Annotated in this window: 13 protein-coding genes; 7 read left to right on the top strand and 6 right to left on the bottom strand. The window is 69.2% G+C overall.

What is annotated here, in order from left to right; genetic code table 11:
• Both AOM45_RS53330 and AOM45_RS44450 read right to left on the bottom strand, forming a co-directional pair.
• On the bottom strand, window positions 1-728 hold a 728-nt coding region (locus AOM45_RS53330; RefSeq protein WP_236704055.1), incomplete at its 3' end, for an IS701 family transposase.
• A gap of 65 nt (window positions 729-793) precedes the next feature.
• On the bottom strand, window positions 794-1,531 hold the full coding sequence (locus AOM45_RS44450; RefSeq protein ID WP_030473997.1) for an alpha/beta fold hydrolase: 738 nt from the start codon (window positions 1,529-1,531) through the stop codon (window positions 794-796).
• Between the two features lie 215 nt (window positions 1,532-1,746).
• On the opposite strand from AOM45_RS44450, the gene AOM45_RS44445 reads away from it, so the two are divergent.
• The 3 genes from AOM45_RS44445 to AOM45_RS44435 all read left to right on the top strand — a co-directional run bounded on the left by AOM45_RS44445 (window position 1,747) and on the right by AOM45_RS44435 (window position 4,682).
• Window positions 1,747-2,643: an anti-sigma factor RsbA family regulatory protein gene (locus tag AOM45_RS44445; protein WP_030473998.1), complete on the top strand. Its 897-nt coding sequence runs from the start codon at window positions 1,747-1,749 to the stop codon at window positions 2,641-2,643.
• A 61-nt stretch (window positions 2,644-2,704) separates the two neighbouring features.
• Window positions 2,705-3,994, top strand: coding sequence for a wax ester/triacylglycerol synthase family O-acyltransferase (locus AOM45_RS44440; RefSeq protein ID WP_030473999.1), 1,290 nt, complete (start codon window positions 2,705-2,707; stop codon window positions 3,992-3,994).
• A 22-nt stretch (window positions 3,995-4,016) separates the two neighbouring features.
• On the top strand, window positions 4,017-4,682 hold the full coding sequence (locus AOM45_RS44435; protein ID WP_030474000.1) for an HAD family hydrolase: 666 nt from the start codon (window positions 4,017-4,019) through the stop codon (window positions 4,680-4,682).
• A 283-nt stretch (window positions 4,683-4,965) separates the two neighbouring features.
• Here the strand turns inward: AOM45_RS44435 and AOM45_RS44430 are convergent, their stop codons facing one another.
• From AOM45_RS44430 to AOM45_RS44420, 3 genes are all read right to left on the bottom strand, one after another.
• Window positions 4,966-6,225, bottom strand: coding sequence for a serine/threonine protein kinase (locus AOM45_RS44430; protein ID WP_051784822.1), 1,260 nt, complete (start codon window positions 6,223-6,225; stop codon window positions 4,966-4,968).
• Window positions 6,226-6,415: 190 nt separating this feature from the next.
• Window positions 6,416-7,033: a ScbR family autoregulator-binding transcription factor gene (locus AOM45_RS44425; protein ID WP_030474002.1), complete on the bottom strand. Its 618-nt coding sequence runs from the start codon at window positions 7,031-7,033 to the stop codon at window positions 6,416-6,418.
• The gene (locus AOM45_RS44420) at window positions 7,033-7,443 is read right to left on the bottom strand and encodes a nuclear transport factor 2 family protein (RefSeq protein ID WP_030474003.1); all 411 of its coding nucleotides are present in this window, start codon (window positions 7,441-7,443) and stop codon (window positions 7,033-7,035) included. The genes AOM45_RS44425 and AOM45_RS44420 overlap by 1 nt, the downstream gene beginning before the upstream one ends.
• A gap of 253 nt (window positions 7,444-7,696) precedes the next feature.
• On the opposite strand from AOM45_RS44420, the gene AOM45_RS44415 reads away from it, so the two are divergent.
• The 4 genes from AOM45_RS44415 (at window position 7,697) to AOM45_RS44405 (ending at window position 13,393) form a co-directional block, all read left to right on the top strand.
• Window positions 7,697-8,005, top strand: coding sequence for a helix-turn-helix transcriptional regulator (locus AOM45_RS44415; RefSeq protein ID WP_035914049.1), 309 nt, complete (start codon window positions 7,697-7,699; stop codon window positions 8,003-8,005).
• Between the two features lie 170 nt (window positions 8,006-8,175).
• The gene (locus AOM45_RS50255) at window positions 8,176-8,694 is read left to right on the top strand and encodes a lamin tail domain-containing protein (RefSeq protein ID WP_162185777.1); all 519 of its coding nucleotides are present in this window, start codon (window positions 8,176-8,178) and stop codon (window positions 8,692-8,694) included.
• A gap of 137 nt (window positions 8,695-8,831) precedes the next feature.
• Window positions 8,832-9,467, top strand: a complete 636-nt coding sequence (locus tag AOM45_RS44410; protein WP_030474005.1) for a lamin tail domain-containing protein — start codon at window positions 8,832-8,834, stop codon at window positions 9,465-9,467.
• A 185-nt stretch (window positions 9,468-9,652) separates the two neighbouring features.
• Window positions 9,653-13,393, top strand: coding sequence for a S8 family peptidase (locus tag AOM45_RS44405; RefSeq protein ID WP_051784823.1), 3,741 nt, complete (start codon window positions 9,653-9,655; stop codon window positions 13,391-13,393).
• On the opposite strand, the gene AOM45_RS44400 is transcribed toward AOM45_RS44405, so the two are convergent.
• The gene (locus AOM45_RS44400) at window positions 13,378-14,352 is read right to left on the bottom strand and encodes a helix-turn-helix domain-containing protein (protein WP_236704054.1); all 975 of its coding nucleotides are present in this window, start codon (window positions 14,350-14,352) and stop codon (window positions 13,378-13,380) included. The two genes, AOM45_RS44405 and AOM45_RS44400, sit on opposite strands and share 16 nt — an antisense overlap.
• Between the last annotated feature and the right edge of the window lie 86 nt (window positions 14,353-14,438).

Genomic DNA, 14,438 nt, shown 5'->3' with positions numbered 1-14,438 from the left:
CCGGCGTCCGCGACCAGCACGGGCGGCCGCAACCCCTGTTCGGCGAGTTCGTCGAGCATCTCGACAGCCAGCGTCCACTTCGGACGATGTCCTTCCTCGTCGGGTATCCCGCACCGGTCGCGCCGCGTCCTGGCGGTCTCGGTGACCGCCTCCACGTCGACCTCGATCTCGGCCCGCTCGCCGGCCGCGGCGGCTCGTGGCGCGTTCTTCAGTGTCTTGCGTCGCTTGGCTTTAGCCGCCTTGACCGCAGCCGGACCGGCCTTGGAGGTGTCCCAGGACTCCGGCAGGAACAACCGCCAGCCCAGCGGACAGGAGGCGGTGTCGGTGACCGCGTGCACACTGACCCCGATCTGGCAGTTGGCGACCTTGCCCAGGGTCCCGGAGTACTGCCGGGCCACACCCGGTGAACTCGTGCCGTCTTTGGGGAAGCCGCTGTCGTCGACCGCCCAGGCCACCGGACCGATCGCCTCCACCGCACGCCGGGCCAGTCGCACTCGCACCGCGTCGGTGTCCCAGGTCGAGGTGGTCACGAACTGCTGCAGCCCTTGGTGATCCACTCCCAGACGTTCCGCCATCGGCTGCATCGACTTGCGCTGCCCGTCCAGCAGCAACCCACGCAGATACGTCTCACCCTTGGCCCGTTGATCGGACCGGGCCAAGGGCTCGAACACCTCCGCCGCGAAGGCCTCCAGGCGTTGCCGCACATGAGCAAGCTCATCAGGGGTCACCGGGACAGTGAATCGCCCAGCCTGTCCCGCGCCCCTACGACACGCCGAGACCTAACAAAGCACTACTAGTCGTTGCCGAAGTGGTCGTCGAGGATCACCGAGATCGTCCTCGGAGCCTCGACGACCGCCAGGTGCGCCGCGTCCCCGACGATGTAGAGCTCCGAGTCGGACAGCTCGTCCGCGATGTGCCGAGCGCACTCGGGCGGTGTCGCGTGGTCCTGCGCCGCCGCGATCACCACGGTCGGCGCGTCGATCTTCGCCAGGTCGAGCCGCAGGTCCATGTCCCGGATCGCCCGGGCGCAGGCGATGTACGACGGCACGTCGACGTTGAGCAGGTCCTCGCGGAACCGCGTGACCACGGTCGGCGAGAACGCGGGCGTGAACCAGCGCGAGACGATCGCGTCCGCCAGAGGCTCCATGCCCTGCGCGCGCAGCACCGCGATCCGCTCGTCCCACACGGACTTGTCCGGGTACCACGCGGTCGTGCACATCAGCGCCAGCCGGGAGATCCGGTCGGTGTGCGCGGCGAGCCACATGCCCAGCATGCCGCCGAGGGACACGCCGCAGTAGTACACCTGGTGCAGTTCCAAGTGGTCCAACAGCTCCACCACGTCGCGCGCCAGGTCCTCGATGGTGCACGGACCCTCCACCGGCGCGCTGCCTCCGTGACCGCGGTGGTCGAAGCGCAGCAACCGGAAGGGCAGGGAGAAGTCTCGCCACATCTGGGTGGTAGTGCCGAGCGCGTTGCCGAGCACCAGCACCGGAGCGTCCTCCGGCCCGGTCAGCGCGTAGTGCCCGATCACGGCGTCACCTCCTCGCAGGGCCCCGACAACCGGGGAGTCTGCCTGGGGTTTTCCCCGCCCGCACTCCGAATCCACTCCGGATCCACGAGCTTTTGCGCGTGAACCGCGTGTTCGGTTCATGTTCAGCAACAACCACCGGCCTGGCCCCCGCCGAAACACCGTTACGGGGAGCAGAATGAGGGGTCTGCCCTGCCACCGACCGCACCGGGAAGCCGATGAACTCCGTTGCTCCGTTCGCACACGAGGCCCTGTTCTACCGGGACGAGGACGACTTCCTCGCCGGCACGGCCAGATTCGTCGCGGACGGCGTGAACGCGGGCGAGCCCGTGCTCGTGGCGGTGCCGGAGATCGGCATCGGCCTGCTGCGCGAACGACTGGGTGGTCAGGCGGACCAGGTCCACTTCATCGACATGACCGAGGCCGGACGCAACCCCGGCCGGATCATCCCCGGCGTGCTGATGGCGTTCAGCGCGAGCACGCAGGGCCGGTTCCGCATGATCGGCCAGCCGATCTGGCCCGGCCGCACCGAGCTCGAGTACCCGGCGTGCGTCCAGCACGAGGCGTTGGTCAACACGGCGTTCGAGGGCAGGCGGGGCGTCATCCTCTGCCCGTACGACGTGGCGGCGTTGCCGGACCACGTGATCGAGGACGCGCGGCGCACGCACCCCGTCGTGATCGACGGGACCACGCGGGTCGCGAGCGAGTGGTACACCGACCCGTCCGGGCTCGCCGACATCTACAACGTGCCGTTACCGCCGCCTCCCGCGTCGGCGGAGGAGCACACGTTCTCGGTCGGCACGCTCGCGCACATGCGCAAGCTCGTGACGGCGTATGCGAACTGGTTGCGCCGCGAACAAGTCGAGGACCTCGTGCTCGCGGTGAACGAGCTCGCGACGAACAGCATCCTGCACGCGTCGGGGCGCGGAATCCTGCGCATGTGGCGTGAGGGCGACACCGTCGTGTGCGAGGTGAGCGACTCCGGCGAGGGTTTCCCGCCTTCGTTCACCGGTCTGTCCGGCTTCGGAATCGTGATGGTGAACCTGTTGTGTGACCTGGTTCGCACCCACACGAGTCACAGCGGTACCACCGTTCGAGTGTACTTGGGGCGTTAGAGAGTCACCGCCATCTCATCGCAATGCGCACGACACGCGAAGCTGGTTGCCTTGCACACCTATGACGGACCACCTCTCCCCCCTCGACATCGCCTTCCTCGCCATGGAGGGCAACGCGAACCCGTTGCACCTCGGCGCCGTCGCGACGTTCGCACCGTCCACTCCGGTGCATCCCGCCCGCGTCGCCGCCGTGCTGTGCGAACGGGCGCAGGAGATTCCGCGCCTGCGCCAGCGCGCCCGCACCTCGTTGCTGGGCGGTGCGCGCTGGGTGGAGGACCCCGGCTTCGCGCCAGAGGACCACGTCTTCACGCACCACGTGCGCGGCCGTGACCGGTTCGCCACGCTGGTCTCCCACCTCATGGCGCAGCCGCTGGACCTCGCGCGCCCACCGTGGGAGCTGCACGTCATCACCGGGCTCGCGGGCGGCCGGTTCGCGGTCGTCGCCAAGCTGCACCACTCGTTGTGCGACGGCATGAAGGCCGTTGGCCTGGGACTTCAGCTGTTCGACGCGTCCCGGCTGTCCATTCCGGACACTCCGGCCCAACCGGCGAAATCGATCATCCCGTCGCTGCGGGAGATCAAGGACACGATCGACATCGCTTCTTCGGTGCTGATGAACACCCGGCCGCCGACGCTGAACTCGCCGGTGCTCACCTCCTCGACCCGGCCACGCCGCGTGGTGATGTCGCGACTGGATCTCGCGGACGTGCACCGAATCCGGCGCGCACACGGCGGCACGGTGAACGACGTCCTGCTCGCGCTCGTGACGGGTGCGTTGCGGCACTGGCTTTCCGCGCACGGCAGCGCGGGACCCGAGTCGGTCGTGCGGGCACTGATCCCGGTTAACCAGCGCTCACGCTCCGGTGACGCGGGCGCCGGCAACCAGATCTCCGGATTCCTGGTCTCGCTGCCCGTGGGCGAGCAGGACCCGGCCGAACGCCTGCGCAACGTCCGGGAGCAGATGGAGTCGGCGAAGGCGGCGGGCCCCGACCGGGGCGCCGGCGCGTTGCCGCTGCTCGCGGACAAGGTCCCCCCGCTGGTGCACCGCCTGGCCGCGCCGGTCATGGGCCGCTGCGCCCCGCTGCTGTTCGACACGCTGGTCACGTCGGTCCCGCTGCCGTCCGTACCGCTGTCACTCGACGGCGCGGGCCTGTGCGAGATGTACCCGGTGGCGCCGGTCGCCCCCGGACACGCCGTGGGCATCGCGCTGTCGGTCTACCGCTCCTCCGTGCACGTCTGCCTGAACACGAACCAGTCGTGGATGTCGGACGCGCAGTGGCTCGACGGCGTGCTGCGGCGCGAGGTGGCGACGCTGCAGGAGACGCGCGAGCTGGTGGGTTTGCCGAGGTAGACCCGCGGGCAAACCTGGCTTCATGAGCAACACCGTGGTCCTCGACGTGGACGGCACCCTGGTCGACACCAACTACCACCACACGGTGGCCTGGCTGCGCGCGTTCCGCAGCGTCGACGTCACCGTGCCCGCGTGGCGCGTGCACCGCTCGATCGGCATGGGCGGCGACAGGCTGGTGGCCGCCGTGGCCGGCGACAAGGTGGAACGCGACCACGGCGACGCGGTGCGAGACGCGTGGGAGCGCTGCTTCGACGAGATGCTGGACGAGATCCAGCCCCTGGAAGGCGCGCACCGCCTGGTCCGCGCGGCAACCGACCTGGGACTCGCCGTCGTGCTGGCCAGCTCGGGCAAGCGCAAGCACGTCGAGCACTACCTGAAGCTGATCGACCCCGGTGACATCGCCTGGACGTCGTCCGACGACGTCGAGGACAGCAAGCCCGCCCCGGACCTGATCGAGGTGGCGCTGCGCGAGGTGAAGTCCGACCGCGCCGTCGTCATCGGCGACTCGGTGTGGGACTGCGAGGCGGCCGGCCGGGCGGGGCTGCCGTCGATCGGGCTGCTGACAGGCGGGTTCGGCGAGGACGAGCTGGTCGACCGCGGGGCGTCCGCGGTGTACCCGGACCTGGACACGCTGCGGGCGGAGCTGGCGGACCTGCCGTTCGCGGCGGTGACGGACCCGAAGGCCTGAGCGCTGTCGGTGCCGCTCTCTAGAATCGAAATTGGGGGTACCCGGCCTGCGCCGTGTGTGTGGTGCAACGCCGTGTATGGTGCCCCGCCGCGTGTGGTGCGACGCCGTGTGTGGTGCGACCCCGTGTGTGATGCGACGCCGCGTGTGGTGCGACGCCGTGTGTGGTGCGACCCCGTGTGTGATGCGCCCCCGTCTGTGCGGTGCGACCCCGCGTGCGGTGCGACCCCGCGTGCGGTGCGACCCCGCGTGTGTGATGCGACCCCGCGTGTGTGGTGCGAGCCCCTCAGGGCTTCGGAGCCGGTGAGTCGGGAGCCGTCGAAGGCGCCGGCACGTCCGACGGCCTCGGCCGGTCCTTCTTCTTCCTGGTCGTCGTCGTGGCCGGATCCTCCACCGGCTCCTCGACCTCGGTCGACGGGCTCACCGCCGACCCGGCCGTCGTGGTCGTGGTCAGCGGCGCGCCCGGCTGCGGCGCTCCCGGCGCGTCCGGCGTCTGCACCACCGTCACGGTCGAGGCTCCCACGGTGACGACCTGGGTGTGCGGGTCCGGCGCCGTCGGCTGGTCCGCCGCGGGCGACTCCTTGCCGCCGCCGAAGTTCGCCACCGCCACGGCCACCGCGGTCACGGCGACGGCCGCGGCGGCGATTGCCAAACGCTTGCCCCTGTGCTGCTTCGGCACCTCGGGGGGTGACTCCACGGCGGCGTCCGGCAGCAGGGCCGGCAAGCCCCTGCTCGCTTCGTGGGCCGCTTCGAGAGATCGCGCGCACTGCGCGGCCGTGGGCCTGCGGGTCGGGTCCATGTCCGTCATCGCGGACAGCAGCGACACCCAGGCCAGCGGCAGGTCGACCGGGATGCGCGGCGAGCGGGCCAGGCGGGCCAGCGCGGCCTCGGCGTCGCCGCCGGGGTACTCGCTGCGGCCGGTCAGGCACTCGAGCAGCACCAGGCCCAGCGAGTAGACGTCCGCCGCGGGGCCCACGTCCGCGCCGCGCACCTGTTCCGGCGCGAGGTAGCCCGCGGTGCCGACCAGCACGCCGGACGTCGTCACCCGCGTCACCTCGGCGACCAAGGCGAGACCGAAGTCCGCCAGGTACGCCTGCTTCTCCTCGTCGTCGAGCAGGATGTTGGACGGCTTGATGTCGCGGTGCACCACGCCGAGGCCGTGCACGTGGTCGAGGACCGCGGCGATCTGGCCGCCGATGCGCGCCACGAACCGGGGCGGCAGCGGCTCGCGCATGCGCTGGCGCAGCGTGCCGCCGGTGATCTCGCGCATCACGAAGTACGGGCGGCGCGACACCGTGCCCGACGCGTACACCGGGATGAGGCCGGGGCACTCCAGCGACGCGAGCATCGTCGCCTCGCGTTGCAGGCGCAGCTCGTCGTCGGGCAGGCCCGGGCCGGTGAAGACCTTGATCGCGACCGAGGACGTCGTCGTGCGGTCGTACGCGCGGTAGACCTCGGCCATGCCGCCGGACCCGAGAAGTGAACCGATCACGAAGCGGTCGTCCACGACCGCTCCGGTCAGGTCGCCGTCCCAAGGTGCGCTCATCGGCCTCCGCTCGTTGCGCAGCAACCTAACCGGTCACGTGGAATCCCGGCTACCCGGGTGCGTGGAAGATCAAACTGCGACGTCTTCCCGTTCGATCTCTCGCACCAGGGCCTGGTTCCGTTTCAGTCGTGCGAGAACTGAGGCCGTCCGGCGCGCCGTCATCCAGTCGGTGGCGGGCCATTCGGGTGAGTCACTCGAAACGCAGCTTCTCGTAGACGGAAGCCACCACCAGGCAACCGGAGGACGCTTTCCAGACCCTGGCGAGCCGGGTGCGCAGGTCGCTGCCTCCGCTCAACGCCTGCGCCACGAACTGCAGCCCGAGCAGCTCCGAGACGATCTGCTCCGCCGCGTGCCGCACGTTCACCTCAGCCCGCAGCTCGCCGCGTTCCCGTGCCAGCGACAGCAGCTCCCGCACCACGGCGACCCAGCCGATCACCTGCGCGGCCGCCGCGACGTCGAAGAACACGGCCTCCCGCAACAGCTTCGCACTCACCCGCACGGTGAGATCGGTCTCCAGCCTGCTGACGAACTCGAACGACATCGCGATCAACGCCTGCGTCGGCGACTCCTCGACGGCGAGCTGCTCGTCCCGCAACCGGTGCCACAGCAGCGACTGCTCCTCGATGATCGCGACGCCGAGTGCCTCCTTCGAACGGAAGTGGCAATACAACGCACCTTTCGACACGTCGGCTCGCGCACACACGGCCGTCAGACTCGATCGGGAGAAGCCTTCCCGGTCGAACACCTCGGCCGCCGCCTTCAGCAGTTTCGTCCGCGTGTGTGCCGATCTCTCACGTTTGGAGCTCATCATCCGGTCCGGGTCGCAGCGCCGGTCGCGACCGCCGAAGCGAGGGTGTCCGGCATCTGCCAGTACTGCTCGATCTCTCCCAGGTGCACCGAAAGCACCGCCGCGAAACGCGTTTCGACGGGTTCCTCCGTGGCGCGGACCCGCCAGCGCGCCGAACCGATCACAGCCGCGTCTCCTCCGTCTGCGATCACCTGGCGCACCGACAGCTGCTCCAGGTCGAACGTGGCGAACAAGGTCAGGAACTGGGACTCGACCTCGCGACGGGTGCGCGCGCCGAGTGCCCACCGGGCGCCGTTCGGGTCGGGCGCCTCCCATTCCACGGTCGGTGCGCACAACCGCGCGATGCCGGGTGCGTCCTGTGCCGCGAGTCGCGCCAGGAACACCTGCACCACTTCGACCGTCGACAGCATTTCCCTCACCTTCTCATCCCGGTCATTGCTGCGGCAACGATCACGGTGCAGTCACACTAGCGAAACGCTCAAAATGTCGGCACGCACACCCCATTGGACCAGCTGAGTTTCACCCAAACATCCGATCAAGTGATTCCAGCGGTACCTGAACTTTCAACGACCGCCGGTATCACCGCAATGCACGGCACGAGGATCTGGACTTTCAGGCAGGGTGGAAGGCGCACCCGCCATCTCACTGAAACGGAGCAGAACCGTGCTCAAGGCAGTCCGTCAAGCCCACGAGCACCAGGACACCCCGCCGATTACCGCCTTGATTCCACAGGCGCGGCGAGAGCAGGGCCTCACCCAGCGTGAACTCGCGGACCTGTTGTGCGAGATCTCACAAAACGACAGCGTCACCCGTGAAGAAGTGTCGAGATGGGAACGCGGTAAACGCATTCCCGGCCCCTACTGGCGTGCCTGGATCAGCGCGGCGCTCGATGTGCCGCACGCCGAGGTCGACCGTGCTGCGGTGATCGAACGGGAATGCCGCAGGGCCAAGACAGAGGACCACTCCCACTAGCGGAGTGCGGGCAGACGGCAGGGGTCTGCCCGCCCGCAGAAGAGGGGAGGGCGGCGCTGTGACGCCTCCTCCGGGCGGCCGCCGTGCAGTGCCGTCCTCCCCGTAAGTCCCAGGCAGGAAGGACCTTTGGCCCCCTGTGCGTCCGCGCACAGGGGGCCAGACTGCGTGACGTGACCGTCTTCGGAAACTCCGTCGCAACGTTGTTGCTACTTGCCGGTAGCACGTTCGGCAGCTCGCCGGGGGTTTCTCCGGTGAAGGTGAACGAGATCTCACTCGGCCCCGCCGGATTCGTCGAACTGCGCAACACCGGCTCCACTACCGCAGACGTCGGAGGATGGACTGTGCAGTCCTGCTCCGGCGGCGCTGCGCGAATCCTCGCCACCATCTCACCCAACACCGTCCTGCCACCGGGTGAATACTTCGTGATAGTCGGCTCCGCGTTCAGCGGAACCGTCCCGAACGGGCTCGTTGTGGACACCGTGGACGGAACCGGAGTAATCGCCAGGAACCGGTACGGAGCACACACCGACAGCGTGGGTCTGAGCTCCTCGTCACCGTGCCGGGAAGCGGGCCCCGCGACCCCTTGTGCCGATTCATCACTCGGCCGCGACGCCGCCTCCCGCGACACGGATCACAACGCCGACGACTTCGCGTGTCGAATTCCTTCTCCCGGCGAAAACAATACGTAACCAATCGTTAATGGCCCCTTTCGAGCCCGAACGAATGCGAGCAAAGTCAGTCCCAGCGGCAAGACAGGTCGTTCCCCTCGACCAGACCGGCCGCTACGAGAAATACCCCGAATTCACTTTCTCGAAGGGACAGGACAATGCGTCGACTGCTGAGCGGAGCTGCTGCGCTGGCAATCGCGAGCACCATCGCGTTCGCTGGAATGGCGTCGGCCGCCGAGGAGCCCGAGGCTCCCGAGGTCATGCAGCTGCCGGCAGTGCTGATCAACGAGGTCTCCACGATGGGCCCGAACGGGGCGCTCGACGAGGCCATCGAAATCATCAACACGACGAACGAGCAGGTCGACCTCTCCAACTGGGTCGTCCGGATCTACAACCAGCGCAACGAGGTCATCCAGACGATCCCGTTGTTCGACCCGCTCGGTGCGCCGATCACGCTGGCGCCGGCGAACAACGTGGGCAGCACGCTCGTGCTGACCGGCGCCGAGTTCTCCGGCACCACGTCGACCCCGAACGTTCTCCCGGTTCGCTTCCTCGGTGTCGAGGGCATCCCGACGCTGGGTGGCGTCGCGATCTTCGGCAGCGCGGCCCCGTCCGCGTTCAAGATCGACGGTGTCGCATTCTCGGCTCCGGTGAACGCCGCCAAGGAAGGCGTGCACGCCCAGCCCGAGAACCAGCGCACCGCGCAGCTCGCGGGTTCGAACACGCGCAACCTGCTGAACCAGGACACGAACAACAACCAGCGCGACTTCTCGCTGCAGGAACGCACCTTCTGATCAACGGGTTCCGACCACCTCGCGGGTGCACCAACCGACGTGCCCAGGCCGCCGCCCCTCGGCGACCTGGGCACGCTTCTGCGTGGCGCGAAGTCGCCAACGGCGACTAACCGCCGCTTTCTGCTGTTTCCCAACGAATTCCGGCCCCTCATCCTGCTGTGACCTGATCACCGAGGGAGGGCGCCGTGATTCGACAAGTTCTGGCACTTGCCATCGCCGCGGCTACGCTCGTCGCACCACCCGCGTCCGCCGCGCCGGCACCACCGAGGGCGCAGACGTCCGAGGCCTCGCACCGGATCACGCTCGTCACCGGTGACGTCGTCGACTACACCGAACGGTCGGACGGACGGAAGTTCGCCCAGATCCAGGCCGCGCCGCGCAGCGGCGAGCCGCCGATCTTCCACACGATGACGACGGCCAAAGGTCTGCACGTCTACCCGTCGGACGCGATGGGTGCCGTCACCGCGGGCACCGTCGACCGCACCCTCTTCAACGTCACCGAGCTCGTCCGCACCGGCCAGTCCGACGACCGGACCACCACGGTCCCGGTGCTGATGACCGGTGGCTTCTCCGCCAACGCGCACACCAGGATCAGCAGTCTCAACACCTCCGGCATCAGGGTGGAGAAGACGAAGGCGCGGGAGTTCTGGAACTCGCTCGACATGAGCGTGAAGTCCGGTGTGAAGCTGAAGTTCGACCGCCCGGTCCGCGTCGCGCTCGACCAGACCACCAAGCAGATCGGCGCACCGGCCGCGTGGCAGAAGGGGCTCGACGGCCACGACGTCACCGTCGCCGTCGTCGACACCGGTATCGACGCGAACCACCCCGACCTCGCGGGCAAGATCACCGCGTCGGAGAACTTCTCCGACGAGCCGGACGTCGTCGACCGGCACGGCCACGGCACCCACGTCGCCTCGATCGTCGCGGGCACCGGCCAGGGTTCGGAGGGGAAGTACAAGGGTGTCGCGCCCGGCGCGAAACTGGTGATCGCCAAGGTGTTCAACGGCGCGGGCGAGGCCGACACCTCGCAGGTGCTGGCGGGCATCGAGTGGGCGGCGCGGTCCGGCGCGAAGGTCGTGAACCTCAGCCTCGGCGGTGAGGTCACCGACGGCAGCGACGAGATGAGCGCGCTGGTCGACCAGCTCTCGGCCGAGACGGGCGTGTTGTTCGTGGTGGCCGCGGGCAACAACGGACCGGCGGGCCGTTCGGTCACCTCCCCCGGCGCCGCCACCTCAGCGCTCACCGTCGGCGCGGTCGACCGGCAGAACAAGCTCGCCCCGTTCAGCAGCACCGGACCGCGCATCGGCGACGCGCACGTGAAGCCCGAGATCAACGCGCCCGGCGTCGGTGTCGTGGCCGCCCGCGCCGCGAACACGAGCATGGGCGCCCCGGTCGGCGACCTCTACACGGCGGCGTCCGGAACGTCGATGGCCACCCCGCACGTCGCGGGCGCCGCCGCGTTGCTCGTCCAGCAACACCCCGACTGGGACGGGCAGACGCTGAAGAACGCGCTCGTCACGAGTGCCGCCGACGTCAGCATGCCCTGGTACGAGCAGGGCGCCGGTCGGCTCGACGTGGCAAAGGCGACGACCCAGCGCGCCACCGCCACCGCGTCGGCGAGCTTCGGCCGGCACGAACGCGGCTCGGGTGGCGTGCTGACCAGGGAACTCCTGTACACCAACGACTCCGACACCGCACTCACGCTCGACCTCGCCGCCACGGCCAAGGGGTGGGACGGGAAGTCCACGACCGGGTTCGGGCTCAGCAGCACCCGGCTCACCGTGCCCGCCCGCGGCAAGGCCTCGGCCGCGCTCACCCTCGACCCCGAGGTGGGGCCCGCCGGCGTCTACGGCGGCGTCGTCACCGCCACCGCCGCGGGAACCACCCTGCGCACCCCGGTCAGCGTCTACGCGGCACCGCAGACGTTCTCGGTGTCGGTGCACGTCCGCGACGCGGCCGGGAAACCACCGGCACCCGCGATGGGTCAGCTGATCGACGACACCAACGGCGGTGACGATGTCAACGACCCGTTCGACGAGACCCTCAGCTACTACTTCGACGTCGTGAACGGCGAAGGCGTGGCGAACGTGCCGAGCGGCCGCTACTCGGCACTGACCTGGACGACCGAGAACACCGCGGGCGTGCGGCGCTGGTCCGCGCTCGCCGCGCCCGAGCTCACCGTCGACAAGGCCGCCGACGTCTCGCTCGACGCGCAGAAGACCGTGCCGATCGAGGTCGTGTCACCGGGACCTGCCGAGCAGCGCGACCGCACCGTGACGCTGCGCCGCGTGGTCCCCGCCGAGGGCGAGAAGCAGCCGCTGGTGACCGAGATGGCCGCCGCACTCGGCTCGGCACCGTGGGAGATCCGCGCCACGCCCGCCGCGGCCGCGAAGAAGGGTGCGATCTCGTTGCAGGACAACGTGACCCTGCAGACCCCGACGGTTACCGCGTCATCGGCGGGCCGGACGCTCAGGACCGACACCGACGTGGCCGTCCTCTCCGCGAAGTGGTCCGGCGAGCGCGACCTGACCATCGGCGGTGACACCGAACTCGTGAAGATCAGGCCGGACACTCCCGCGAACATGGTCAAGGCCGCCAACGCCGCCGCCACGACAGCGGCTCAGGCGGGCAAGAAGGCGATTCTGTCCTATGTGGACGCTCCGGACGCACTACCGCTCACCGGGCTGGCGAGCACCTCGCTGCCCTCGTTGAGCGTCAGCAACGCCGACGGCGCGTTCCTGGCCAGGCAGGCCTCGCTGAAGCTGAGCGTCAAACCCACCCCGGAGGCCGTCTACAACCTGAGCTTCCTGGACGCCAACGGCATCCCCGCCGATCACAAGCGCGTCGTCGACCCCGCCAAGCTGGTCAAGCGCCAGACCGCCTACCACGCCGACAAACCCGGCCTGACCGTGCAGAAGACGTGGTACCCGTTCCCGACGGGGTTGTGGCAGTCGCAGATCCTGCGCGGCACCACGTTCACCCCGCCCGCCGCGTGGACCGAGTACATCGGTCCGGGTGACGACCGGATCGTCTGGAAGCGGCACGTGACGCTGAGCGGCACCGACGCCAAGGGACAGCGCGCGGCGATGACCATGTTCCAGGAGAACGTGTTCCGCGAGGGCGCTCCTGCCGCCGTGGAAAGGTGGTTCGCCGGGCCGATGCACAGCACCGCGATCGAGCTGCAGTCCGACCACCCCGCTCGCTACCCGGCGGCCGGTGACTCGTGGCGTCAACTCTGCTCGAACTGCCGGACCGGCGACACGTTCGTGCCCGCTCTGCAGTGGACGGACGGAACCCCCGGCCACTACACGAACCCTTATCAGAACAGCAAGTACTTCACCACGACCAAGGTCCGGCTCTTCCAGGGGACGAAGGAGATCCAGGCCAACCAGGAACCGCTCGCCTTCTACCCAACGTTCCCGATGCTCGCGGAGAAGGCGACCTACCGGCTGGAGTCGGTCGAGACGCACGCGCCGGGAGCGGTGGCGGGCGCGGTCAACCCCGTCCTGTTCACGCTGGCACCACGCACCGAGACGACGTGGACGTTCCAGTCGTACCGCTCGCTCAACCCGCCTCCGCGCGGCTACTCCTGCCACACCCAGGCGACCAGCTGTCAGTTCCAACCGCTGATCCGGCTGCGGCACGACCTTCCGCTCGACCTCACCAACTCCGCACCGGCCGGCAAGCCGTTCGTCTGGCACCTGTACGCGACGAACAGCACGCCCGTGACCGTGGTGAAGGTGCAGTGGTCAGCGGACGGCGTGACGTGGCAGCCGGCGGCGGTGCAACCGTCCGGCGAGTCGTGGCAGGCCACGATCGACAAGCCGAGCGGTGACGTGTGGTTGCGCACCGAAGCCCGAGACGGAGCGGGGAACACGGTCACCCAGACCGTGCAGAAGGCGTTCCGGACTCACTCCGGCGGCTGACGCGGAGGTAGCAGGGAACTCGCGCCTCGAGCCGCAGCGCGCAGACCCGCCTGAAAACGGGTCTGCGCGCCCAGTTCGTCCATCAGCCGGTGCAGCCGCCGCTGAAAGGTCCGATAACTGAGCCCCAGCTGCTTCGCGATGCTGCGGTCCGGGAGCCCGGTGGCCAGCAGCGCGAGCAACCGCGCGTCCGCGATCGAGATCTCGTTCGAGGTGGGCTGGCCCGGCAGCGACAGCGGCACGGCGTCCTCCCACAACCGCGCGAACAACGCCCCGAGCGAGTCCAGCAGCGCGGACCGGTGCACGATCACCGCGCTCTCCAGCGTGGTCTCGGTGCTGTGCAACGGGATCAGCCCCAGGTGGGCGTCCGCGAGGATCATCTTCGTCGGTGCGACGGCGACGACCCGCGCCTCCTCCCCCAGTGACAGCCCCATTTCCAGGTCGGCGCGCAGGTCGTGCATCTCCAGCGCCTGACGCTCGTAGATGCCCCGGAACCGCACTCCGCGGCCCAGCAGCTCCTCCTCCACCGGGTGCAACGCCGTGGGCGCCTTGGCGTACGGGGGCTTGTCCACGAAGCAGACCTCGCGCCGGGCCGTGCGCATCACCTGGTCGACCCGCCGCGAGATAGCCTCCGCCCCGTGCACCACCTCGACGAGGTCCGCCGGGGCCCGCACGCCCGCCGCTCGTTCGTACCTGACCTGCAGCTCACCGGCCAGCAACCGGTCCCGGCGCAGGTCGTCCTCCCGGTGCAGGAAGTACGTCGCCAGCGCGACGTCCGGGGCGACGGCGGTGTGCAACCCGTTGACCTGGTGGACGAACCCCAGCTCGGTCAGGGACTTCAGCGCGGCGCGCACGGGCCGCTCAGCCAGTTCCGTGGCAAGACAGAGCTCCGTCACACCTAGTTGGTACGAGTCGACGAGCGCCTCGTAGACCGCGAGTTCCGCCGGACGCAATCCGAGCACGCAAGCCAGTATGCCGACTTCGGGCAGCCGTTGACGCGGGGCCGGAATGAGGTGTAGACATCGGTTGAAAAGGTTTACAACCGGTT

The sequence above is a fragment of the Lentzea aerocolonigenes genome (assembly GCF_000974445.1).
GTDB classification, from domain to species: Bacteria; Actinomycetota; Actinomycetes; order Mycobacteriales; family Pseudonocardiaceae; genus Lentzea; species Lentzea aerocolonigenes.
The sequence above is the reverse complement of the archived record's forward strand: the minus strand, read 5'-3'. Positions and strand labels throughout refer to the sequence as shown.